We start from the raw sequence: 21,423 nt of genomic DNA, 5'->3' as shown, positions 1-21,423 counted from the left end.
GCTCACTTCAGGTACAGGTCACTGGCCAAGTAGCGGCGGCGCGCACGCGCCAAGGCCACCAAGCCGATGGCCGACAAGGGCAAGGCCACCAGCACCCCCACGAAGCCCAGCAAGTGACCGAAGGCCAAGAGCACGAAGATCACCATCAATGGGGACAGGCCAATGCGTTCGCCCACCAGGCGCGGCGTGAGCCACAGGCTCTCCACCAGTTGGCCGAGCCCATAAATGACCGCCACCGCCAACACCCCGTAGAGGCTGGCGAACTGCAGCACCCCGGCCAGCAGGCTCAGCACGAGGCCCAGGCCGAAGCCCACGTAGGGGATGAAGATCAGCAAGCCAGTCAGCACGCCCAGCGGCACGGCCAACTCGAAACCCGCCAGCGCCAAGGCCACCGTGTAGAAGAGCGCCAAGGCGCCCATCACCATCAGCTGGCCGCGCAGGTAGTGCCCCAAGAGATCGTCGGTTTCGCGCAAGAAATCGCCCACCGTGGGCCGAAAGCGAGGCGGGACCAAGGTCCAGATTCGCGCCAACAGTCGCGGCCAATCGAGCAGCAGGTAGAACAGCACCACCGGGATCAGCACCAGGTTGCCGATCAAGGCCAAGAGCACGCTGCCGCCCAACTTCACCGAACCCAGCACGGCCGCCATGAGGTCCTCGCTGTTGGCGCCCAAATGCTTGAGCACGAACTCCTTGATGGACGCGACGTCCAAGGCCAGGGTGATGCCGAAGGAGGCCAGCTTGGGTGCCAGGCTCTCGTTCAGGCGCGTGGCAATGACCGGGATCTGCTCGCGCAGCAAAGGCAGCTCCTTGGCCAGGATGGGCACCACCATCAGCACCAAGAGCAACAGCAGGGCGATGACGCCCGCCTCGACCAAGGTCACCGCGAGCAACCGGGGCATGCGGGTCGACAAGCGCTCGACCAATGGCGCCAGGGCGTAGGCCAGCACGGTCGCCGCCACAAACGGCGACAGCACCGGCGCCAGCAACCACAGCAGGGCCAGCAGCCCCCCTGCCAAAGTCAGCCAGGTCAAGGCGCGCCATTGAGAAGGGGTCAAGTTCACAACGTTCCTCCGGCCATCAAGCCCGTTGGCGCATCAGCGCGCGCAGGTTCACCCCCAAGAGGGTCAGGGCCACGCCGTAGACCAGCGCGGCGGCGGACAACACGCCGGCCATCCAAGCAGCCCGCTCGCCCTTGTGCAGCCCCAGCCACGGCAGTTGCTGTTGGGCCACATAGAGCAAGGCGCCCATCGCCGTCACCGCCAGCACCACGCGCAGCGCAAAGCCCCACCAACCGGCCCCCGCTTGGTAGGCCCCGCAGCGCCGCAAGCCCCACCAGAGCCATGCGGCATTGATCAGGGCACCCAGGCCAATGGACGCGGCAAGACCTGCGGCCCCCAACCGAGGCACCAAGGCCAGGTTCAGCAGCTGCGTCACGACCAGCACGACCAAGGCGATCTTCACTGGCGTGCGGGTGTCCTGGCGGGCGTAGAAGCCAGGGGCCAACACCTTGATGGCCACGATGCCCATCAAGCCCACGCCGTAGCCTTGCACGGCGCGCGCCGTTTGCGCCACGTCGGCGGCTTGAAAGGCGCCGTAGTGGTACAGCACCGCCACCAAGGGCTGGGCAAACACCAGGAGGGCCACGGCACAGGGCAGCGCCAGCAACAGCACCAAACGCAGGCCCCAATCGAGCAAGGCCGAAAAATCGGCGTCGGAGGCTTTGGCCTTGGCCGCGCTGAGCAGCGGCGTCAGCACCACCCCCAACGCGACGCCGGCCAGAGCGGTGGGGAACTCCATCAAGCGGTCGGCCAAGGTCACCCAGGTGGCCGCGCCGGGGCCGATGTGCGTGGCGATCTGCGTGTTGATGATCAAGGACAGCTGCGCCACCCCCACGCCCAGCAGGGCCGGCGCCATGTTGCGCAGGATGCGCCGCACCCCCTCGTGGCGCCAAGCCGCGCGCACCGACGAGGCCCGAAATCCGATGCGCGGCAACATGCCCAGGCGGGCCAAGGCCGGTCCCTGCACCGCCAACTGGAGCACGCCGCCCACCATGACACCCACGGCCATCGCCAAGATGCCCAAGCACTCGTGCAACGCCCAGCCGATGGCGATGACGCTGAGGTTGAGCAGCACCGGCGTGATGGCCGGCACGGCGAAGCGCTGCCAGGTGTTCAGCACACCGGCCGACAGGGCCACCAGGGACATGCAGCCGATGTAGGGGAACATCCAGCGCGCCATGGTGCTTGCCGCCTCGTGCGCCTCGGGCCCCAGGCCGCCGCCGATCATGAGCACCAGCAGGGGCGCGCCGGCGATGCCCAACAAGCACACCGCCAGCAAGGCCCAGAACAGCACGGTGGCGGTGGCGTTGACCAGGCCACGGGTGGCCTCATCCCCGTGCGCCGCGCGTTCGGCGGCCAGCGTCGGCACGAAGGCCTGGGAAAACGCGCCTTCGGCAAACAGGCGCCGCAACATGTTGGGGATGCGGAACGCCACCTGGAAGGCGTCGGTCATCGCGTTGGCGCCAAACAGCGCCGCCACCATCTGCTCGCGCACCAAGCCCGTCACGCGGGAGATCAGGGTCAGGGCCGACACGGTGCCGGCAGCGCGCAACAGGTTCATGCAGTGGGGTCGGTGCGTCGGGCCAACCCGACAAAGCCGCGCATTATGTCCGCCGCGTGCACAGATTGATGGTTTCTACGGAGTTGCCTGCTATACTCGCGAGCTTTGCACCCACCGGATAAAAGCAATGGCCACCTCGTCCAAAGCCAAAAAGAAGACCGTTCGCCTGGCATCGGGCCGCAAGCGCGCCCGCCAGGACGTCAAGCGCAACGCTGAAAACACCGCGCTGCGTTCGCACTTCCGCACCGTCATCAAGAACGTCGCCAAGGCTGTGGTTGCCGGCGACAAGCCCAAGGCTGCCGAGCTGTTCAAGGCCGCTCAATCGGTGATCGACTCGATCGCCGACAAGGGCATCTTCCACAAGAACAAGGCCGCTCGCCACAAGAGCCGCCTGTCGGCCAAGATCAAGGCGCTGGGCCTGGGCGCTTAAGCGCCCGCCCCAGCACCCACGGGTGCAAAGAATGCAAGACCCGCCTGGCGAAAGCCCGGCGGGTTTTGTCTTTGGGCGCTCAGGGCAACGGGGCCGAACCAACGGGCAACAGCCACTCGGCGATCGAGCGCGCCACCCACGGCGCGTCGTCCAACAACAAGTCGTGCCCCGCTTTGGGGTGCAGGCGCAGGGCCGCCCCCCAAGCACGGCTGATGCGCTGGGCCACACGCCAGTCTCGCCAGGCATCCCGCTCGCCCGCCAAGAGCAGCACGGGCGCCGCTGGGCGGCGGCGGCTCGTGGCATAGCGCCACCGCGCCATGCCCAGCGCCATGGCCGAGCGCCAAGGCGCACGACCGACCTCGGGCGACGCCTCGCCGCCCCACCACTGCCGCAAAGCGCGGGACCACAAGCGCCAGGGCGTCCCGCGCAGGATGGGCGTGAACGGGCGAACCGCCGGGCTCAGCAGCACCAAAGCCCCGATCTCGTCGGGCGCGCGGCGTGCCCATTCGATGGCCATCAGCCCCCCCAGGGAATGCCCGATCAAGCCCAGGCGCTGGCCGGGATGCCAGGCCCCGGCCGCTTGCAAACGCTGGCGCAGTTGCGCCGCCAGGGCGTCCACCTGTCCCGGAATGGCCTGTTCGCGGCAATGGCCGGTTCCGGGCACGTCCATGGTGAACAAGCGCGCCGAGGGTTGCACCCGGCGCAACTCGGTCAGCAAGGCTTGCGGCGACAGCCCCCAGTGAGCCGCCCCCCGGGCCATCGGGCCGATCAACACCCACATCGCGGGCGCCTGCGGCGCCCGCGCCGGGCTCGGCTCGGCCGGCGGCAGCACGACCTCGCGCGGCATCAGCGGGCCGAACCGTAGCCCTCGTCGGGCAGCAAGCAGGCGTCCACCACCTGCAGGTCGTTGTCGCGCGCGAAGCTCAACACGAAGTCCAGGGCCTTGGGCTCCACGTCCCGCAGGGCCTCGTTGACGATCACGCACTTCACCCCATTGATGACGCGGGGCACACAGTACGGCGAGTACCGAATGTGGCTGCCCAAGCCCACCTTGACCCCAGGCGGCTGGAAACAGGCCATCACGCCGGCCAGTCGCTCCGCCCAATCGCTAGGGCGGAATTGGCGACCGTCGGAGGTGACGCCTTGGATGAAGATTTCGCGCGGTTTGGGGCTCATGGGAAGCGCCGGATTGTGCCTGCTGGCGGCGTCTTGCTGCGGTGCAACACCCATAATCGGCGCTCCGTTTTTTCCACTTTGTTCTCGGAGTCCCTCGATGGCCGATCCCCTGCCCCACGTCATGCCCACCTATGGGCGCCTGCCCATCGCCTTGAGCCATGGCCGAGGCTTGCGCGTGTGGGACACCGAGGGCCGGGAGTACCTGGACGCGCTATCGGGCATCGCGGTGAACACCTTGGGTCACGCCCACCCGCGACTCGTCGCCGCGCTGCAGGACCAAGTCGGCAAGCTCATCCACACCAGCAATTACTACCTGGTGCCGCTGCAAGAGCAATTGGCCGCCAAGCTGGTGGCCTTGTCGGGCCTGACCAACGTCTTCTTTTGCAACTCGGGCTTGGAGGCCAACGAAGGCGCATTGAAGATCGCCCGCAAGTACGGGCACGACGTGCTGGGCTTGGCCGAGCCGCAGACCCTGGTGTTCGAAGGGGCCTTCCACGGACGCTCTCTGGCCACCTTGAGCGCCACCGCAAACCCCAAGGTCCAAGCCGGCTTTGCGCCGCTGGTGCCCGGTTTCGTGCGCGCCCCGCTGAACGACCTGGCGGCGGTTGAGGCGCTGCTCGACGCGAATCCGAACGTCAGCGCCATCTTCCTGGAAACCATCCAAGGCGAAGGCGGCATCAACCCCGCCCGCGTCGAGTTCCTGCAGGGGCTGCGTCGTGTCTGCGACGCGCGCAAGCTGCTGCTGATGCTGGACGAGGTGCAGTGCGGCATCGGCCGCACGGGCAAGTGGTTTGCGCACCAGTGGGCGGGCATTCAGCCCGACGTCATGCCCCTGGCCAAGGGCCTCGGCTCGGGCGTGCCGGTGGGCGCCATCGTTTGCGGCCCCAAGGCATCCGGGGTGCTCACCGCGGGCAACCACGGCACGACCTTCGGCGGCAACCCACTGGCGATGCGGGCTGGGGTGGAAACCCTCGCCACGATGGAGGCCGACGGCCTGGTCGCCCACGCCGGCCGCATGGGCGACCGCCTGATGGCCGCCCTGCGCGCTGGCTTGCAAGGCGTGCCCGGCTTCGTGGAAGTCCGCGGTCAGGGCCTGATGATCGGCATCGAACTCGCGCGGCCGTGTGGCGTGTTGCTCCAGCGCGGCGTGGACGCCGGCCTGCTGTTCAGCGTGACCGCCGACCGCGTGGTCCGCCTCTTGCCCGCGCTCGTGGCGACCGAGGCCGAGGTCGACGAGATCGCCGCCCGCTTGCTGCCGCTCATCATGGCCTTCTTGGCGGAGCCTCAGGCATGAAGGCCCCGCTGCGTCACTACCTGCAGTTCAAGGACCTGACGGCCGACGACTACGGCTACCTGTTCCAGCGCACCGCGCTGATCAAGCGCCGCTTCAAGAACTACGAGCGCTACCAGCCCCTGGTCGATCGCACGCTGGCGCTGATCTTCGAAAAGGCCAGCACGCGCACGCGCGTGAGCTTCGAAGCCGGCATGTACCAAATGGGCGGCTCGGTGGTGCACCTCACCACCGGCGACAGCCAACTCGGACGGGCCGAGCCCATCGAAGACAGCGCGCGCGTCATCAGCCGCATGACCGACTTGGTCATGATTCGCACCTTCGAGCAAAGCAAGATCGAGCGCTTCGCGGCGCACTCGCGGGTGCCCGTCATCAACGGCCTGACCAACGAGTTCCACCCCTGCCAGATCATGGCCGACCTGTTCACGTGGCTCGAAGCCCGGGCCATGGACGGGCACGACCGCATCGACATGGCCGCGCTCCAAGGTCGTGTCGTGGCTTGGGTGGGCGACGGCAACAACATGGCCAACACCTGGCTGCAAGCCGCAGAGCTTTTGGGCTTCACGGTGCACCTGAGCACCCCCAGCGGCTACGAGGTGAACCCCAGCGTGGCGGGGCTGAAGGGCTCCGGCTGCTACAAGGTCTTCGCCGACCCGCTCGAAGCCTGCCGCGGTGCCGACCTGGTGACCACCGACGTCTGGACCAGCATGGGCTTCGAGGCCGAGAACGACGCCCGCCGTGCCGCGTTCGCGCGCTGGCGCGTCAGCGCCGAGATGATGGCCGTGGCCCAGCCCGACGCCCTGTTCATGCACTGCTTGCCCGCCCACCGCGGTGAAGAGGTGGACGCCGACGTGATCGACGGACCGCAATCCGTGGTCTGGGACGAGGCCGAGAACCGCATGCACGTGCAAAAGGCCCTCATGGAGTGGCTCCTGCTCGGCCGCATAGGCTGAGCGCTGACCCCGCCGTCACGGAAACCGCGGAAGCGGGAAAACCTGCGCAGCTTTCAGGGAATACCCCGCCAGCCGGCCTCGCCGTAGCACGGGACGGCCCCACAGAATGAGCAGCAGCACGGCCCAGCGCTGGGCCGCCCCTGCAACTCGAGTGGGAGACGCCATGCACGTCGAACAAGTGGTTTTGCGCGATACCGCCTCGGCGGCCTCGGCCCTGCAGGCCCTGGCCCAGCGGCCGGCCGATTGGGTGCTGGTGTTCGGCGCCATCGCGCCCCTGCGAGCCCTGGACGGTCCGCTGAAGGAGGCCTTCCCCAACGCGTTGCGCACGGGCTGCTCCACGGCCGGTGAAATCTCCAACGACGGCGTCAGCGACGGCAGTTGCGTGGTGACTGCCATCCGCTGGGAAGGCACGCGCGCCGTCGAAGCCTCCACCGTGCTGCAGGGCATGGACGATTCCCACGCGGCCGGCGTGCGCCTGGGCGCCCAGTTGCCCCGCGAGGGCCTGCGCGCCGTCTGGGTGCTGGGCCAAGGGGTTGCGGTCAATGGCAGCGCCTTGATCCAGGGGATGGCCGAATCCTTGGGCCCTGAGGTGCCCATCACCGGAGGCCTGGCCGGAGACGCTGCGGCCTTTTCCGAGACCTGGGTGCTGAGCAGCGAAGGTGTGCACAACGACCGCCTCGTCTGCGTCGGCCTCTACGGGGAGTCGCTGCGCTTCTCGCACGGCTCGTTCGGCGGCTGGTCGCCCTTCGGCCCCGCCCGCCGGGTGACACGCAGCGAGAACAACGTGCTGTTCGAACTGGACGGCGAGCCGGCGCTGGAGGTCTACAAGCGCTACCTGGGCGAGCACGCCAAGGACCTGCCCGCCTCGGGCTTGCTCTTCCCGTTCGCGATGCTGGGCAGCGACCACAACGACATCGGGTTGATCCGCACCATCCTGGGCGTGGACGAGGCCGCCGGCAGCCTGACCTTGGCCGGTGAAATCGACCCCGACGGCTACCTCAAACTCATGCACGCCAACACCAACGCCCTGGTCAGCGGGGCCGAGGCGGCCGCGCAGGCGGCGCTGGAAATGCACCGCCAAGGCGGCGCCGGCAGCCAAACAGGCTTGGCCCTGCTGGTCAGTTGCGTGGGCCGCAAGCTCGTGATGGGTGGCCGCGTGGACGAAGAGGTCGAGGCCGTGGCCGACGTGTTCGGCCAGGGCGCGGTGATCACCGGCTTCTACTCCAACGGCGAGATCAGTCCATTCACCGGCAACCTGGCGTGCAAGCTGCACAACCAGACCATGACCATCACCTACCTGACCGAGGCCTGAGCCCCGCACCCCCTCGCGCCCACCTCGCCATGCACAAGCTGCTTGCGCGCCAAATCAAACGTCTACTGGGGGTGGAGGCGGCACAGTTGCCGGCCGTGCTGGCCGAACTGGACGCCGCGGCCCAGTCAAACGGCCTGTCGCCGGCCGCGGCGGCCGCCCTGCGCGGCCTGGGCGAGTTCTTCAACCGCGTTGGCGAGGCCTACGAGCAAAGCGAGCGCGACCTCGACCTCAAGACCCGCAGCCTGGAGCTCAGCTCCTCGGAGTTGAGCGCCAGCAACGAACGCATCCGCACCGAGCTGGCCAGCCGCACGCGGGCGATCGATTCCTTGCGCGAAACGGCGCAGGCCTTGATGCAGTCGATGGACAGCGGCCTGCCCAAGCTCGCGAACGACAACCTGGAGTCCCTGTCCCAACTGATGTCCGATTTGGTTCGGCAGCGCCAAGAGAGCCAGCGCCACCTGCAAGTGGCCCTGGCCGACCTGGCCAACCAAAAGTTTGCGCTCGACCAGCACGGCATCGTCAGCATCACCGACCTGGACGGCAGCATCCAGTACGTCAACGACAAGTTCGTTCAAATCAGCGGCTACACGCAGGACGAACTGCTCGGCCAGAACCACCGGATGATCAACTCCGGCGTGCACCCGCCCGAGTTCTTCACCCACCTGTGGCGCACCATCGGCGAGGGCCGGGTCTGGCACGGTGAAATCTGCAACCGCGCCCGAGGTGGCAACCTGTACTGGGTTCAGGCCACCATCGTGCCCTTGAAGAGCGCGTCCGGCGAGATCGAGCAGTTCATCGCCATCCGCACCGAAATCACCGAGCGCAAGCTGATGGAGGCGGCGATGAAAGCCGCCGAAGTGCGCATGCGCCATATCACGAACACGGTACCGGGGGTGCTATTCGAGTGCGAGGTCAACCCGCACACCGCCCAAGCCCGCTACACCTTCGTCAGCGAGCGCTTGCGCGAGGTGCGTGGCCTCGACCCCACCGCCTTGATGGCCGACGGCAGCCTGTCGGGCCAGCAGATCGTGCCCGAGGACCGCGACCGGTGCGTCCAAGGCGTGCTGTTGGCCGCTCGCCAACGCGGCCCTTGGCAAGACGAGTTCCAAATCGAGCGGCCTGACGGGGCCCTGCGCTGGCTGCGCGGCGAGGCCCGGCCCTCGCCCGAGTTGGCGCCCGAAGGCGCCGTGGTTTACACCGGGCTGTGGCAGGACGTGACCGCGTTGAAGGAGGCCAGTGCGCGCTTGCACGAGATCACCGAAAGCCTCCCCGTGGTGGTCTTCCAACTGCACAGCGATTCGGGCCACCGCCAGTCGTTGCGATTCAGCAGCGCCGCCTTGCGCCGCATGACCGGCCTGTTGCCCGACGAGGTCTTGGGTGATTTCGAGGTGCTGCTGGCCCAAGTCCACCCGCAGGACCTGCCCGGCCTGCGGGACTCCCTGCGCGACTCGGTCGATGGCCTGCAAGGCTGGGTCCACGACTTCCGCCTGCTGCACCGCGAGACGCAGGCCGTGGTCTGGGTGCATGGGGAAGCGCGCATCAAGCGGGCCGACGAGGGCGGCCTGCTGTGGAACGGCTACCTGGCCGACATCACCGAATCGCGCGCCGTGTCCGAAGAGTTGATGCGCGCCAAAGAAGGCGCCGAGGCCGCCAGCCGGGCCAAGTCGGACTTCCTGGCCAACATGAGCCACGAGATCCGCACGCCCATGAACGGCATCATCGGCATGACCGAGTTGGCCCTGCAGGGCGAGCTCAACGAGGAACAGCGCGAACACCTGGGCATCGTCAAGTCCTCGTCGGAGTCGCTGCTGCGGATCATCAACGACATCCTGGACTTCTCGAAGATCGAGGCGGGCAAGCTTCTCATCGAGCGCATCCCCTACCACCTGGGCCGCACCGTGGGCGAGGCCCTGAAGCCCCTGGCGCCGCGGGCCACTGAGCAAGGGCTCGAACTGATCGTCGACATCGACGCCGAGGTGCCCATGCTGGTCAAGGGCGACCCGGGCCGTCTGCGCCAGATCCTGATCAACCTGGTGGGCAATGCCATCAAGTTCACGCAAAAGGGCCAGGTGCAACTGCAGGTGCGGGCCGAGGGCGATCGGCTTCGCTTCTGCGTGATCGACACCGGCATCGGCATCCCGGCCCACAAGCTAGACACGATCTTCGAAGCCTTCTCGCAAGAAGACGGCTCGATCACGCGGCGCTACGGCGGCACCGGCTTGGGCCTGACCATCTCGGCCCGATTGGTCGATGCCATGGGCGGCCACATCGGGGTTCGGAGCGAACCCGGGCGCGGCAGCACCTTCTATTTCGACCTGCCCTTGGTCCTGGACGACCGGCCGGCCCCAGCGGCGCCCAGCCTGCGCAGCCTGGAGGGGCTGCCCGTGCTCTTGGCCGACGACCATCCCGTCAACCGGCAGGTGCTGGTGGGCATGCTGGAAGGCTTTGGCGCCACCGTCACCGCGGTCGACTCGGGCCTGGCGGCGCTGGAGCGCCTGCATTCGCAGTCCTTCGCCCTCATCCTGCTGGACGCGCAGATGCCGGGGCTCGACGGTTTCAGCACCGCGGAAGCCATCGCCACCGTCACCGAGCACGGGCAAACGCCGGTGGTCATGCTGTCGTCGGCGGCCATCCGGGGCGAAGGCGCGCGCTCGCAACAAAGCGGCATCCACGCCTACCTGACCAAGCCCTTCACCCGCGACGACTTGCACAAGGTGCTGCTGCGCGTGCTGCAACCGGGCGAGTCGGAGCGCCAAGAGTTGGTGACCCGCCACCTGGTGCACGACGAGTCGATGTCCCTGCAGGTGCTGCTGGTCGAAGACCACCCAGTCAACCAGCAGTTGGCCACCAAGCTGCTCACGCGCTGGGGCCACCAGGTGACCGTGGCCGACAACGGCCAGGTGGCGCTCGACCTGCTGGCCCAGCGCCGCTTCGACCTGGTGCTGATGGACATCATGATGCCCGTCATGGGCGGCCTGCAGGCCACGCAGCGCTTTCGGGCCATGGAGCAGGGGCCCCGCACGCCGGTCATTGCGATGACCGCCAAGGCCATGCAGGAAGACCGCGAGCAGTGCCTGGCCGCCGGCATGGACGACTACATCTCCAAGCCGATCGACATCGCCGAGTTTCAACGCCTGGTGCAGCGCTACGTGCCGCAGGCCAGCGCCTTGCCACCGCCGGCGGGCGATGCGCCCGCCGTTCCCAGCGCCTCGCGCTGGGACCAGGCCGAGGCCGAGCGGGGCCTGGGCTCGGTGGACCAGCAGGTGGTGGACATCATCACCGGCGTGTTCCTTGAGCAATGGCCGCTCGACGAGGCCAAGCTGCAGACGGCGCTGGCGCAGGGCGATTGGGCCTCGGTGCTGCACGTGGCGCACTCGGCCAAGTCCACCCTGCGCATGTTCGGGGCCGAGCCCCTGGCCGAACTGGCCGCTCGCATCGAAGCGCAGGCCGAGACCGGCCGCGCGGCGGGTCAGTCCTCGGCCATCGACACCCTGTGCGAGGGCGTCTCCCACTTGATTGAGGCGCTCAAGCGCCGGAAGGCTTGAGCCCCATGGCCCACCAAGTCCTGATCGTCGACGACAACGCCATCAACCTGGTGCTGTTCAACGCCCTTGTGAAGAAGCAAGGCAACGCGGAGTCGCACAGCTTCAGCGATGCCCCCGAGGGCCTGGCCTGGGCCCAGGCGAACGAGGCCGACCTCGTCATCGTCGACTACATGATGCCCACGCTCAACGGCCTGGAGTTCATCGAGCGGCTGCGGGCCACGCCGGGCCGCGAGATGGTGCCGATCTTGATGATCACGGCCAACGACCAGAAGGAAATTCGCTACCGCGCCCTGCAGGCCGGCGCCTCGGACTTCCTGACCAAGCCGGTGGACCAGGTCGAGTTCTCGGTCCGCGTGGCCAACCTCCTGGCCTTAGGCGACGCCCAGCGCCAGCTCTCGCGGCGCGCCGAGTGGCTGGCCGAGGAGGTGGCCAAGGCCACGGAGAAGGTGGTGCAACGCGAGGTGGAAACCGTCGTGCGCCTGTCGCGTGCCGCCGAGTACCGCGACCCCGAAACCGGCGCCCACATCCTGCGCATGGCGCACTACTCCAAACTCATCGCGCGCGGTTTGGGCCTGAGCGAGACCGACCAAGAACTGATCTTGCGGGCCGCCCCGCTGCACGACATCGGCAAGGTGGGGATCGCCGATGCCATTCTGCTCAAGCCTGGCAAGCTCACGGTAGAGGAGTTCGAGCTCATGAAGATGCACGCCGTGTACGGCTACGAGATCCTCAAGGACAGCAGCTCGGACATCCTCCAGGCCGGGGCCACCATCGCCCTGGGCCACCACGAGAAGTTCAACGGCAAGGGCTACCCGCATGGCCTGGCCGGTGAGGACATCCCCACCTTCAGCCGCATCGTGGCCGTGGCCGACGTGTTCGACGCGCTCACCTCCGAGCGTCCCTACAAAAAGGCATGGTCCTTGGACGATGCCGCCAAGTTCATCCACCAAGAGGCCGGTCAACACTTCGACCCCCGCTGCGTGGACACCTTCTTCCAGCACTGGGACGAAGTGCTGGCCATTCGCCAGCGCTTCCGCGACGAGGAGGGCCAATGGCCCTCCATGCTGGGCGGCTGAGCCGGGCGCGCCTCAGGAGCTGAGCGCGCGCAGCGCGTCCAGCTTGGCTTGGTAGCGCCGCCGCCCCTCCACCGTGGGCGCCAAGGCCTGGGCCTTGGCCAGTTCGGCGTCGGCGCGCTGGCGCTCGCCCAGGGCCAAGTAGGTGCGGGCCAACCACCAGCGCAGCTCGTGAAACTGCGGCGCCAGGGCCAGTTCGCGCTCGAAGTGACGGCGCGCCGCGGCCCAGTCGCCCCGTTCGGCGGCGGCCAGCCCCAGGGCGTAGGCGGCAAAGGGCGTGCGGTCGTGACGCTGCTCGCGCTTCAGCGCCAAAGCACTGGCCTCGCCCACCCGACCGCTCTCGCGCAGCAGGCGCTCCAGGTTGGCCATGGCATGCACGTGGCTCGGGTCCAGGTCGATCAAGCGCTGCCATGCCCGCTCGGCCAGCACCGGCGCCCCCTGCCGCCGGTAGAGCACACCCAGCGTGTTCAGCACGTTGAGGTAGCCGGGGTCGGCCCGCGCCGCGCTGCGCAAGTAGGCATAGGCGTCGTCCCACTGCCACTGCTCCATGGCCTCCACGGCACGGTTGTTCAGAAACAGCGCCGCCACCCGGGCGTCGTCGATCGGTGCGCTGCGAAAGCTCACCCCGGGTTCGATCGGCACGAAATCCAGCGTCAGTCGGTCGCGGCGCAGGGTCTCGCGCCCGCCGCCCAGGCTCACGTTCACGTGCCCGTTGAGCAGCACCAGGTGCTCGCTGCGGCTCCAAATGGGGGCGATGTGCACCTCGTTCACCTCGTAGGGCACGCCCAGGTGGCGGGCGATGGCCGCCGTCATCGCCACCAGCGACAGGCAGTTGCCCGCGCGCGCCTCGAAGGCCTCGGCCGCGTTGCGGGTGCGTTCGGCGTCGTACTCCAAGCGCAAGGCGGCGTGGTCGCGCAAGGCCAGGTACAGGCCGTCTCGCGTGCCGTGCCGGCGCTGCAGGGGACGCACCTGCGTGTCGACGAAGTGCTGCATCGCCGGGCTCAGGGACCAGACCTGCTCGGGTCGCGTGTCGGCCGCGGACGGCGCAAAGCGCCCGTCGTCCCACACACCGGCATCGACCTGCGGCGTGCTGCTGCAGCCGGTCAGCAGCAGGCCCAGCGCCAATCCCCAAGCGCCCGCCAGGCGCCAGCCCCATCGCGTGTCCATGCCGCGCTCCTCGCCGGGCGAAGACCCGGCCACCGCCCAGGTTAGACGCAACAGCTCGCGCGGTCCACCGCCGTCGCCCGCTGCCGATAATCCGGCCGATGCATTCCTTCGACGTGGTGGTGGTGGGGGCCGGCGCCGCCGGCTTGTTTTGCGCAGGCATCGCCGGCCAGCGGGGCCTCAAGGTCTTGCTGATCGATCACGCCGACAAGCTGGCCGAGAAGATCCGCATCTCCGGGGGTGGGCGCTGCAACTTCACCAACCGCGAGGTCACGCCAGCCAACTTCATCTCCGGCAACCCGCACTACTGCCGCTCGGCCCTGGCGCGCTACATGCCGGCGCACTTCATCGAGTTGGTGCAGCGCCACGGCATCGCCTTCCACGAAAAGCACCGGGGCCAGCTGTTTTGCGACGACTCGGCCGAACAGATCATCCGCATGCTGCTGGCCGAGTGCGGCGCGGGCGGCGTGGAGCGCTGGCAGCCCTGCAGCGTGGCCGCCGTGCGCCAGGCCGGCAGCGGCTTCGAGCTGGACACCTCCCGCGGCCCCGTGCAGGCCGCGCGCGTGGTGGTGGCCACCGGCGGCCTGCCCGTGCCCAAGATCGGTGCCACCGACTGGGGCCTGCGCCTGGCCCAGCAGTTCGGCCACCGCGTGGTGGCGCCCCGCCCTGCCCTCGTGCCCCTGACCTTCGACCCCCAGGCCTGGGCGCCTTTCGCCGCCCTGGCGGGCCTGTCGCTGGAAGTGGCCATCGAAACCGGCGAGGGCAAAAAGAACACCACCCGCTTCGTCGAAGACCTGCTGTTCACCCACCGCGGCCTCAGTGGCCCGGGCGTGCTGCAAATCTCCAGCTACTGGCAGCCGGGCACCGAGATCCGCGTCGCCTTGGCCCATGCCAACCTGGCCGACACCCTGCGCCAAGCCAAGGGCCGCACCCAGCGCCAGCTGGGCAACGAGCTGGCCCTGCACCTGCCCGAGCGCCTGGCCCAGACCTGGCTGGCCTTGCAGGACCTGCCCGCCTCCAAGCCCATGCCCGACGTGCGGGACAAGGACATCGCCAAGCTCGTCGACAGCCTCGCCCGCTGGGCCCTGGTGCCCACCGGCACCGAGGGCTGGCGCAAGGCCGAAGTGATGGCCGGTGGCGTGGACACGCGAGACCTGGATTCGCAAAGCATGGGCAGCAAGTTGGTGCCCGGCTTGCACTTCATCGGCGAGGTGGTGGACGTCACCGGCTGGCTGGGGGGCTACAACTTCCACTGGGCCTGGGCCAGCGCGGCCGCCTGCGCCCAGGGCCTCTGAGCCCAGGGGCTCAGCACCGCCCCAGGTCGCCCCGCGGGCTTCGCGTCGGTCCGTGCGAATCGCAGAACAAGCCCCGGAAACGGCACTTGGTCGGCCGCCGCTGGGCGGCAGCCATCGACGCCCTTAGGCTGCGCGCCTTTTCCTCTGGAGCCTTTTCATGACCCGCCCCCTCGCCTGGACCACCGCCCTCGCCGCTGCCTTCTTCTGCACCGCTTGCATCTCCATCAGCCCCGAGGTCAAGAGCCCGGCCTCCCAAGCCGCCGAGTTGGCCCGCATGAGCGAGCAAGCCGTGAAAACCTGTGGCGAAGGCAAGGTCAAAGAGGTCAGCGCCAAGAGCTTCAGCTGCCAGTGAACGACCGGGGCCCTGGGCCCCGTGAGCTCAACGCACGAAGGCCACGGCCCCCCACGCCGGCACGCGCAGCGCGCCGGCGTGGGCGTTTTGGGCCTCCAAGCGCACGCGTCGGTCGGCCGCTTGCGGGGCGGTATGCACCGGGTGCAGGCGCCACGCGCCCGGCACGCTGAACTCCCGCGCCTGCGACGCCCCGTTGAACACCAGCAGCAGGCCGCCGAAGCGCGCGCCGGGCCAGCCGGCGCCGTCGAGTTCGGCCACGATCAGCGCCGGGTCTTGGCCCGGGCCGGCGGCGTGGAAGCGCAGGCGCTTTTGCACCTCGTCGGCCGAAGGCAGCGAGAACAGGCTGGAGCTGGCGCGGATGCGCATCACGTCGTGGAAGGCGGCCACGGCTTGGCGCAGTTGCGCGGGCGTGGGTTGCAGCTTGGGGTCGCCCAGCAGCGGGGCGATGGTGTCCCAGTCGCGGCCGTTGTCGGGCGCGGGCGGCAGGCCGTGGCCGAAGCCGTTGTCGCGCAGGCCGTAGTCGAGGCGGTTGAAGGCATCGCCGCTGTCGTAGCTGTTGCGGTCCAGGCTCTTGCTGCGCAGCAGCTCTTGGCCGGCGTGGACGTAGACGGTGCCTTGGCTCCAAGCCACCAAGGCGTTGCCCAGGGTTTGGCGGTGCAGGCGCTCGGCCATGCTGGCCGTGGCCGGCAGCTTGAGCACGTTGGCGTCGAACAGGGTGTGGTTGTCGTGGTTTTCGACGTAGTGCACCGCCTCACCCGGCTGGGCCGCGTAGCCGGCGGGCTGCCCGGCGTAGTCGATCTCGGCGCCGCGTTGGGTCGCGCCGGTGTGCGTGGTGAAGCGGAACTCGGCCAAGGTGCCGGCCAGTTGAAGGCGCAGCAGGTCGGCGGCTTTGAGCGCGTCGGCGCGCTTGGCGGGGTCGTCCAGCAGGCCGTTGAGCCAGCCTTTGGAGCCCATCAGCTCTTTGACGCTGCCGAAGCTGCCGCCGCGCGCGGCGTCGCGGCCGCGGTCGCTGAAGGTGCCGATGCCGTCGCCCTTCAGGCTGAGCTGGCTGGCCTGCACGAAGCGCGCGCCGTTGGCGACCTCGCCGAAGTTCCAGCCCTCGCCGATGAACAGGATTTCGCGGCCCAGCTCGCGTCGCAGGCGTTCGCGCATGGCCAGCATGGCGGCGCGGGGCTGGTGGCCCATGAGGTCGAAGCGGTAGCTGTCGAGCTTGTACTCACGGCTCCACAGCAGCAGGCTGTCGCTCATGAGCTTGGCCATCATGCGGTGCTCGGTGGCGGTGTTGTCGCAGCAGGTGCTCTTTTCCACCTCGCCGTTGGCGTTCAGGCGCTGGTAATAGCCAGGCACCACGCGGTCCAGCACCGAGCGCTCGCTCTGGCCGGCGGCCGTCGTGTGGTTGTAGACCATGTCCATGCCCACGCGCAGGCCGGCGCGGTGCAGGGCCAGCACCATCTGGCGGAACTCGCGCACGCGCACCGCGGGGTCGTCGGCGTCGGTGGCGTAGCTGCCCTCGGGGGCGTTGAAGTGGAAGGGGTCGTAACCCCAGTTGAAGCAGTCTTGGCCGGCCACGGCCATGACGGCCGCCTGCGGCAGCGGGCTGTTGGGCGGGGCCTTGGGCAGCTGGGGTTCGATGCAGCCCTTCTCGGGCACCGTGGCCAGGTCGAACACGGGCAGCAGGTGCACGTCGGTCACGCCCACGCGGGCCAGGTCGCGCAGGTGGCGCATGCCTTGGCTGCGGGCTTCCATGAAGGCGGGGTACTTGCCACGCCAAGCGGCACGCACGCTGGGGTCGTCGCGCGAGAAGTCGCGCACGTGCAGCTCGTACACCACCATCTCGTTCAAGCGCTTGATTTCGCGCACGCCGGCGGGCGCGCGCCAGCCCGGCGGCTGGGTGCGGGGGTCGGCCAGGTCCAGCACCGCGGTGCGGCGCGAGTTGGCATTGAGCGAGACGGCGTAGGGGTCGGTCACGCGCTGGCGCACCCAGCCTTGGCCGTCCACCCACACCTCCACGAGGTAGTTGACGAACTGGCCCTGCAGGTCCACCGGTTGCTGCCAGTGCCAACTGCCGCTGGCGGCGTCCCAGCGGGCGGCGAAGCGCTGGCTGGGCGCGGCCTGGGCGCCCGGGTAGACGCACACCTCCACCGCGCGGGCGGTGGGCGCCCACAGGCGGCCCTCGGTGGCGCCAGGGCGGCGGGCGATGCCGAAGGCCAAGGGCTCGGCGGCATCGGCAAACAGCGCATCCAAGGCGCCCGCGGCTTGCAGGCGGGTGGCGGCCAGCACGCGGCCTTGCTCGTCCTCGCGGACCAAGACGGATTGGCCTTGCAGCAAGGCCAGGCGGGCCGCGCGGTCCAGGGGCTGCGCGAACTGCAGCGTGGCACCCGCCCCGACCCAGGCAAAGGCCGCGGGCACCGGCGCGCTGCTGGCGCTCAACGGCAGGGCTTGCGCGAAGCCGCTGGCGGGCTCGCCCACGGCAACTTGGAGGCCGCCCTGCGCGCTGTGCAGCAACCGGTAGCGGCCGTCGGCAGGCTGGCCGGGCCAGCGCAGTTGTTCGGCACCGAACCAATGGGCTTGCGCGGGCAGCACGGCCGCGCCCGCGTGGGGCAGCGACTGCGCGAAGGGGGTGCGGGCCTCGTCGCACGCCGCGAGGTCCCCCTGGGCCCACGCCGGCAGCACCCACAAAGCGCCCCAAGTCGCCCACGCCCAACGTGCCTTGGCCTTCATGACAACCCCACAAAAGATAGTGAAATAAAACTACATGATGCCTCAGGGTTACAGCGAATAACCCCTGGCAAACACGCATCGCGTTGCGGGACAACCCTAGGGATACTGCCCAACGTTCGACGTAACTTTCCTACATTTCCCTATGACGACTTGGCGACTGCGCGCGCGGGTGGCGTACACCCTGTTGGCCCTCTTGGGCTTGTCGTTGCTGCAAGCCTGCGGCGGTGGCGGCGGTTCGGCCCCGCCGCCGGCGCCCGTGCCCCCCACGCCCGCGCCCCCGCCGCCTTCGCCGCCGCCCCCTCCCCCGCCCGCACCGGCCCCCACGCCCACACCGGCGGGGGTCGATCTGAGCACGGTGCCCGCCGCCGACCCGGGAAGCCCCTTGGATGCCGACTGGCAGCACGGGGCCTTCGCCCAGATCTTCGTGCGCAGCTACAAGGACAGCGACGGCGACGGCGTGGGCGACCTGCGCGGCCTGACCCAGCAGCTGGACTACCTGAAGAACCTGGGCGTGCGCGGCCTGTGGCTGATGCCCGTGAACCGCAGCCAAGACGGCGACCACGGCTACGCGGTCACCGACTACCGGGGCATCGAAGCCGCCTACGGCAGCCTGGCCGACATGGACGAACTGCTGCGCCAGGCACACGCCCGCGGCATCGGCGTGGTGATGGACTACGTGCTCAACCACAGCGCGGCGCAGCACCCGCTGTTCGGCGCGTCGAAGGCCGACACCACCAACAGCTTCCGAAACTGGTACGTCTGGCAGGCCAGCGCCCCCGCCGGCTGGAACGTGTTCGGTGGCAACCCCTGGCGCACCAGCAGCAATGGCGCCTACTACGCGCCGTTCTGGGACCAGATGCCCGACTGGAACCTGCGCAACGCCGACGTGCTGGCCTTCCACCAGAACAACCTGCGCTTTTGGCTCAACCGGGGCGTGGACGGCTTCCGCTTCGACGCCGTGGGCGTGCTGATCGAGAACGGCGCCAGCGCCTTCGAGAACCAGCCCGAGAGCGTGGCGCTGATGCGCGACATCGCCAGCCTGATCGCCACCTACAGCAAGCGCTTCACGGTTTGCGAGGCGCCCAGCGCCGCCACCACCTACGCCCCAGCCTGCGGGCGCGCCTTTGCCTTCGGCACGCAAAGCGATTTGATCGCCGCGGCCGGCTCGTCCAACTCCGCGGCGCTGGGTCGCTTGGCGCAGGCGCCGGCGGCGGGCTTGAGCCCCTTCCTCTCCAACCACGATGAGTTCGCCGGCCAGCGGCCTTTCAACCAACTGGGCGGCGACACCGCGGCCTTGAAGGTGGCCGCCAGCCTGTCGCTGCTGCGCCCCGGCACGCCCTTCATTTACTACGGGGAGGAAGTGGGCATGGCCGGCGGCGCAGGCCTGAGTGGCGACCCCCGCCTGCGCTCCCCGATGAGCTGGACGGCCAACGCCAGCAACGCCGGCTTCACGACTGGGACGCCCTACCGCGCGCTGGCCAGCAACAGCACCACGAACAACGTGGCCGCACAAGAGGCCGACCCGAACTCGCTGCTGAACCACTACAAGGCCGTGCTGGCCCTGCGCAACGCCCAACCGGCGTTGGCCAAGGGCACGCTGGAGAACGGCCAGGTGTTGGGCAGCACGCTCGCGTACTGGCGGGTGCTGGGCAGCGAGCGCGTGCTGGTGGTGGTGAACACCGGCCGAGGCGCCAGCGGCGCCCTGACCGTGACCGGCGCCCCGGCCAACGCCAACCTGCAGCCTCTGTTTGGCGCAGGCTCCGCCCTGACGGCCAACGCCAGCGGCCAGCTGAGCCTCAGCCTGGCCGCGCAAAGCACCCTGGTTTACAAGGTCCAACCATGAAGACCGCCCTCGCCCTGCTGGCCGCCGCCGCCTTGGTGGCCTGTGGCAGCGCGCCCCAGTCCCCCGCGCTGCCCACGCCGCAAGACCTGGGCGCCGTGCCCGCCCGACCGAGCGCCAGCACGCTGCCGGCCGACTGGCACCAGGGCGTGTTCATGGAGGTCTTCGTTCGCAGCTACCAAGACAGCGACGGCGACGGCCAGGGCGACCTGCGCGGCCTCATCCAGCGCCTGGACCACCTGCAGGCGCTGGGCGTGACCGGCCTGTGGCTGATGCCGGTCACGCAAAGCGCCGACCGCGACCACGGCTACGCCACCACCGACTTCCGCGCCATCGAGCGGGACTACGGCAGCCTGGCCGACTTCGACGAACTGCTGCGCGAGGCCCACCAGCGCGGCATCGGCGTGATCATTGACTACGTGGTGAACCACGGCAGCCACGCGCACCCGCTGTTCCAGCAGGCCAAGTCCGGCCCCGGCAATGCCTACCGCGACTGGTTCGTGTGGGCCGACACCGCTCCAGCCGGCTGGGACATTTGGGGCAAGTTCCCCTGGTACTGGACGGGCCAGCAGCCCTGGACCTGGACGGGCGAGGTCAAAGACATGCCCCTGGCCCCGGCCGGGTCGCGCGAGTTTTACTTCGGCACCTTCGGGCCGCACATGCCGGACTTCAACCTGAAGAACCCGGCCGTGGTGCGCTGGCACGCGGACAACCTGCGCTTCTGGCTCAACCGAGGGCTCGACGGCTTCCGCCTGGACGCCGTGCCGCACTTGGTGGAGCACAACGCCAAGGATTGGAACGACCAGCCCGAGAGCCGGCAGCTGACGAAGCGCTTCTACGACCTGATCAGCAGCTACCCCCAGCGCTACACCGTGTGCGAGGCCACGGCGGAGCCGGCGGCCTACAGCAGCGAGTCGGTCTGCGGCAGTGCCTTCGCCTTCGGGCTGGAGCGGGCCATCATGGACGCGCTCAAGGGCGAAAAGCCCGACGCGGTGCAACAGAACGTGCAAAAGATTGCCGACTTCTTCAAGACCCGCCCCCACCGCATGGCCACCATGCTGGCCAACCACGACATCTTTGCCGGCCAGCGCATCTGGGACCAACTGAAGGGCGACGAGGCCAAATACAAGTTGGCCGCGGCCAGCTACCTGCTGCAGCCCGGCGTGCCCTTCGTCTACTACGGCGAAGAGATCGGCATGGGCGGGCAGCTCGAGCTGCCCGGCGACGGCCCCATTCGCGGCCCCATGAGCTGGGACGCCTCGGCCCCGCTGGCGGGCTTCAGCAGCACGGGCCAGGCCCTGGTGCGCGGCCGCAGCCCCAATGCCAGCACCAACAACGCCGCCGCCCAGCGCGCCGACCCGAATTCGCTGTTCCACCACTACCGCCAACTCATCGCCCTGCGCAAGGCCCACCCGGCCCTGAAGCGCGGCAGCTACGAGCAGGTGACGGTCAGCGGCCCCGTGCTGAGCTTCGTGCGCCGGGCCGAGGGCCAGGCCCTTCGCATATCCCTGAACTACAGCGGGCAGGCCCTGCCCTGGTCGACCCAGGGCGAGGCGCTGTGGGCGGCCCCGCGCACGGCCCCGGCCAGCGCCCAATGGCTGCCCGCCTGGGGCGTGCGCGTGGAGCAACTGGCACGCTGAGCGCGGAACGGC

16 protein-coding genes are annotated in these 21,423 nt (G+C 69.1%); 10 read left to right on the top strand and 6 right to left on the bottom strand.

The features are described 5' to 3' along the window. Positions 1 to 2: 2 nt before the first annotated feature. Together EOD73_RS00990 and murJ are read right to left on the bottom strand one after the other, a co-directional pair. Entirely contained in the window at positions 3 to 1,061 is a 1,059-nt protein-coding gene (locus EOD73_RS00990; protein ID WP_127680000.1) for an AI-2E family transporter, read from the bottom strand. Between the two features lie 16 nt (positions 1,062 to 1,077). Further along, positions 1,078 to 2,619: a murein biosynthesis integral membrane protein MurJ gene (gene murJ / locus EOD73_RS00985; RefSeq protein ID WP_127679998.1), complete on the bottom strand. Its 1,542-nt coding sequence runs from the start codon at positions 2,617 to 2,619 to the stop codon at positions 1,078 to 1,080. 127 nt (positions 2,620 to 2,746) lie between these two features. Between murJ and rpsT the strand changes: the two genes are divergently transcribed. Continuing rightward, positions 2,747 to 3,049, top strand: coding sequence for a 30S ribosomal protein S20 (gene rpsT, locus EOD73_RS00980; protein ID WP_127679996.1), 303 nt, complete (start codon positions 2,747 to 2,749; stop codon positions 3,047 to 3,049). A 79-nt stretch (positions 3,050 to 3,128) separates the two neighbouring features. Here rpsT and EOD73_RS00975 read toward each other — a convergent pair whose 3' ends face one another. Together EOD73_RS00975 and EOD73_RS00970 are read right to left on the bottom strand one after the other, a co-directional pair. Beyond that, entirely contained in the window at positions 3,129 to 3,896 is a 768-nt protein-coding gene (locus EOD73_RS00975; protein WP_127679994.1) for an alpha/beta fold hydrolase, read from the bottom strand. Next, complete coding sequence (locus tag EOD73_RS00970; protein ID WP_127679992.1) at positions 3,896 to 4,225, bottom strand: DUF3579 domain-containing protein; 330 nt, start codon at positions 4,223 to 4,225, stop codon at positions 3,896 to 3,898. Before EOD73_RS00970 ends, EOD73_RS00975 begins: the two co-directional genes overlap by 1 nt. A 97-nt stretch (positions 4,226 to 4,322) precedes the next feature. Between EOD73_RS00970 and EOD73_RS00965 the strand changes: the two genes are divergently transcribed. The 5 genes from EOD73_RS00965 (at position 4,323) to EOD73_RS00945 (ending at position 12,402) form a co-directional block, all read left to right on the top strand. After that, positions 4,323 to 5,519 carry an aspartate aminotransferase family protein gene (locus EOD73_RS00965; protein ID WP_240660544.1) on the top strand — a complete coding sequence of 399 codons (1,197 nt, stop codon included), beginning with the start codon at positions 4,323 to 4,325 and terminating at the stop codon, positions 5,517 to 5,519. Beyond that, entirely contained in the window at positions 5,516 to 6,469 is a 954-nt protein-coding gene (argF, locus tag EOD73_RS00960; RefSeq protein ID WP_127679990.1) for an ornithine carbamoyltransferase, read from the top strand. Before EOD73_RS00965 ends, argF begins: the two co-directional genes overlap by 4 nt. Positions 6,470 to 6,632: 163 nt before the next feature. Next, positions 6,633 to 7,781 carry an FIST signal transduction protein gene (locus EOD73_RS00955; protein WP_127679988.1) on the top strand — a complete coding sequence of 383 codons (1,149 nt, stop codon included), beginning with the start codon at positions 6,633 to 6,635 and terminating at the stop codon, positions 7,779 to 7,781. A gap of 29 nt (positions 7,782 to 7,810) precedes the next feature. After that, positions 7,811 to 11,326, top strand: a complete 3,516-nt coding sequence (locus EOD73_RS00950) for a response regulator (protein ID WP_127679986.1) — start codon at positions 7,811 to 7,813, stop codon at positions 11,324 to 11,326. 5 nt (positions 11,327 to 11,331) lie between these two features. Next, complete coding sequence (locus tag EOD73_RS00945) at positions 11,332 to 12,402, top strand: HD domain-containing phosphohydrolase (RefSeq protein WP_127679984.1); 1,071 nt, start codon at positions 11,332 to 11,334, stop codon at positions 12,400 to 12,402. Positions 12,403 to 12,414: 12 nt separating this feature from the next. Here the strand turns inward: EOD73_RS00945 and EOD73_RS00940 are convergent, their stop codons facing one another. Next, positions 12,415 to 13,566 (bottom strand): tetratricopeptide repeat protein, encoded by a 1,152-nt coding sequence (locus EOD73_RS00940; protein ID WP_127679982.1) that lies wholly within the window; start codon positions 13,564 to 13,566, stop codon positions 12,415 to 12,417. 98 nt (positions 13,567 to 13,664) lie between these two features. On the opposite strand from EOD73_RS00940, the gene EOD73_RS00935 reads away from it, so the two are divergent. Both EOD73_RS00935 and EOD73_RS00930 read left to right on the top strand, forming a co-directional pair. Beyond that, the gene (locus EOD73_RS00935) at positions 13,665 to 14,858 is read left to right on the top strand and encodes a BaiN/RdsA family NAD(P)/FAD-dependent oxidoreductase (RefSeq protein WP_127679980.1); all 1,194 of its coding nucleotides are present in this window, start codon (positions 13,665 to 13,667) and stop codon (positions 14,856 to 14,858) included. A gap of 157 nt (positions 14,859 to 15,015) precedes the next feature. Beyond that, positions 15,016 to 15,210, top strand: coding sequence for a hypothetical protein (locus EOD73_RS00930; RefSeq protein WP_127679978.1), 195 nt, complete (start codon positions 15,016 to 15,018; stop codon positions 15,208 to 15,210). A 27-nt stretch (positions 15,211 to 15,237) separates the two neighbouring features. On the opposite strand, the gene EOD73_RS00925 is transcribed toward EOD73_RS00930, so the two are convergent. Next, positions 15,238 to 17,931: an alpha-1,6-glucosidase domain-containing protein gene (locus EOD73_RS00925; protein ID WP_127679976.1), complete on the bottom strand. Its 2,694-nt coding sequence runs from the start codon at positions 17,929 to 17,931 to the stop codon at positions 15,238 to 15,240. Between the two features lie 142 nt (positions 17,932 to 18,073). On the opposite strand from EOD73_RS00925, the gene EOD73_RS00915 reads away from it, so the two are divergent. Together EOD73_RS00915 and EOD73_RS00910 are read left to right on the top strand one after the other, a co-directional pair. Then, complete coding sequence (locus EOD73_RS00915) at positions 18,074 to 19,774, top strand: alpha-amylase family glycosyl hydrolase (protein WP_164845909.1); 1,701 nt, start codon at positions 18,074 to 18,076, stop codon at positions 19,772 to 19,774. Continuing rightward, positions 19,771 to 21,411 (top strand): alpha-amylase family glycosyl hydrolase, encoded by a 1,641-nt coding sequence (locus EOD73_RS00910; protein ID WP_127679970.1) that lies wholly within the window; start codon positions 19,771 to 19,773, stop codon positions 21,409 to 21,411. Before EOD73_RS00915 ends, EOD73_RS00910 begins: the two co-directional genes overlap by 4 nt. Positions 21,412 to 21,423 lie beyond the last annotated feature (12 nt).

The sequence above is a fragment of the Inhella crocodyli genome (assembly GCF_004004565.1).
GTDB lineage: Bacteria > Pseudomonadota > Gammaproteobacteria > Burkholderiales > Burkholderiaceae_C > Inhella > Inhella crocodyli.
This window is presented reverse-complemented; position numbering and strand designations above follow the sequence as displayed.

Excerpts from the sequence above, each read along its gene's own strand:
- murJ (WP_127679998.1), bottom strand. The coding sequence starts at position 2,619 with ATGAACCTGTTGCGCGCTGCCGGCACCGTGTCGGCCCTGACCCTGATC.
- rpsT (WP_127679996.1), top strand. The coding sequence starts at position 2,747 with ATGGCCACCTCGTCCAAAGCCAAAAAGAAGACCGTTCGCCTGGCATCG.
- EOD73_RS00975 (WP_127679994.1), bottom strand. The coding sequence starts at position 3,896 with ATGCCGCGCGAGGTCGTGCTGCCGCCGGCCGAGCCGAGCCCGGCGCGG.
- EOD73_RS00970 (WP_127679992.1), bottom strand. The coding sequence starts at position 4,225 with ATGAGCCCCAAACCGCGCGAAATCTTCATCCAAGGCGTCACCTCCGAC.
- EOD73_RS00965 (WP_240660544.1), top strand. The coding sequence starts at position 4,323 with ATGGCCGATCCCCTGCCCCACGTCATGCCCACCTATGGGCGCCTGCCC.
- argF (WP_127679990.1), top strand. The coding sequence starts at position 5,516 with ATGAAGGCCCCGCTGCGTCACTACCTGCAGTTCAAGGACCTGACGGCC.
- EOD73_RS00955 (WP_127679988.1), top strand. The coding sequence starts at position 6,633 with ATGCACGTCGAACAAGTGGTTTTGCGCGATACCGCCTCGGCGGCCTCG.
- EOD73_RS00950 (WP_127679986.1), top strand. The coding sequence starts at position 7,811 with ATGCACAAGCTGCTTGCGCGCCAAATCAAACGTCTACTGGGGGTGGAG.
- EOD73_RS00945 (WP_127679984.1), top strand. The coding sequence starts at position 11,332 with ATGGCCCACCAAGTCCTGATCGTCGACGACAACGCCATCAACCTGGTG.
- EOD73_RS00940 (WP_127679982.1), bottom strand. The coding sequence starts at position 13,566 with ATGGACACGCGATGGGGCTGGCGCCTGGCGGGCGCTTGGGGATTGGCG.
- EOD73_RS00935 (WP_127679980.1), top strand. The coding sequence starts at position 13,665 with ATGCATTCCTTCGACGTGGTGGTGGTGGGGGCCGGCGCCGCCGGCTTG.
- EOD73_RS00930 (WP_127679978.1), top strand. The coding sequence starts at position 15,016 with ATGACCCGCCCCCTCGCCTGGACCACCGCCCTCGCCGCTGCCTTCTTC.
- EOD73_RS00925 (WP_127679976.1), bottom strand. The coding sequence starts at position 17,931 with ATGAAGGCCAAGGCACGTTGGGCGTGGGCGACTTGGGGCGCTTTGTGG.
- EOD73_RS00915 (WP_164845909.1), top strand. The coding sequence starts at position 18,074 with ATGACGACTTGGCGACTGCGCGCGCGGGTGGCGTACACCCTGTTGGCC.
- EOD73_RS00910 (WP_127679970.1), top strand. The coding sequence starts at position 19,771 with ATGAAGACCGCCCTCGCCCTGCTGGCCGCCGCCGCCTTGGTGGCCTGT.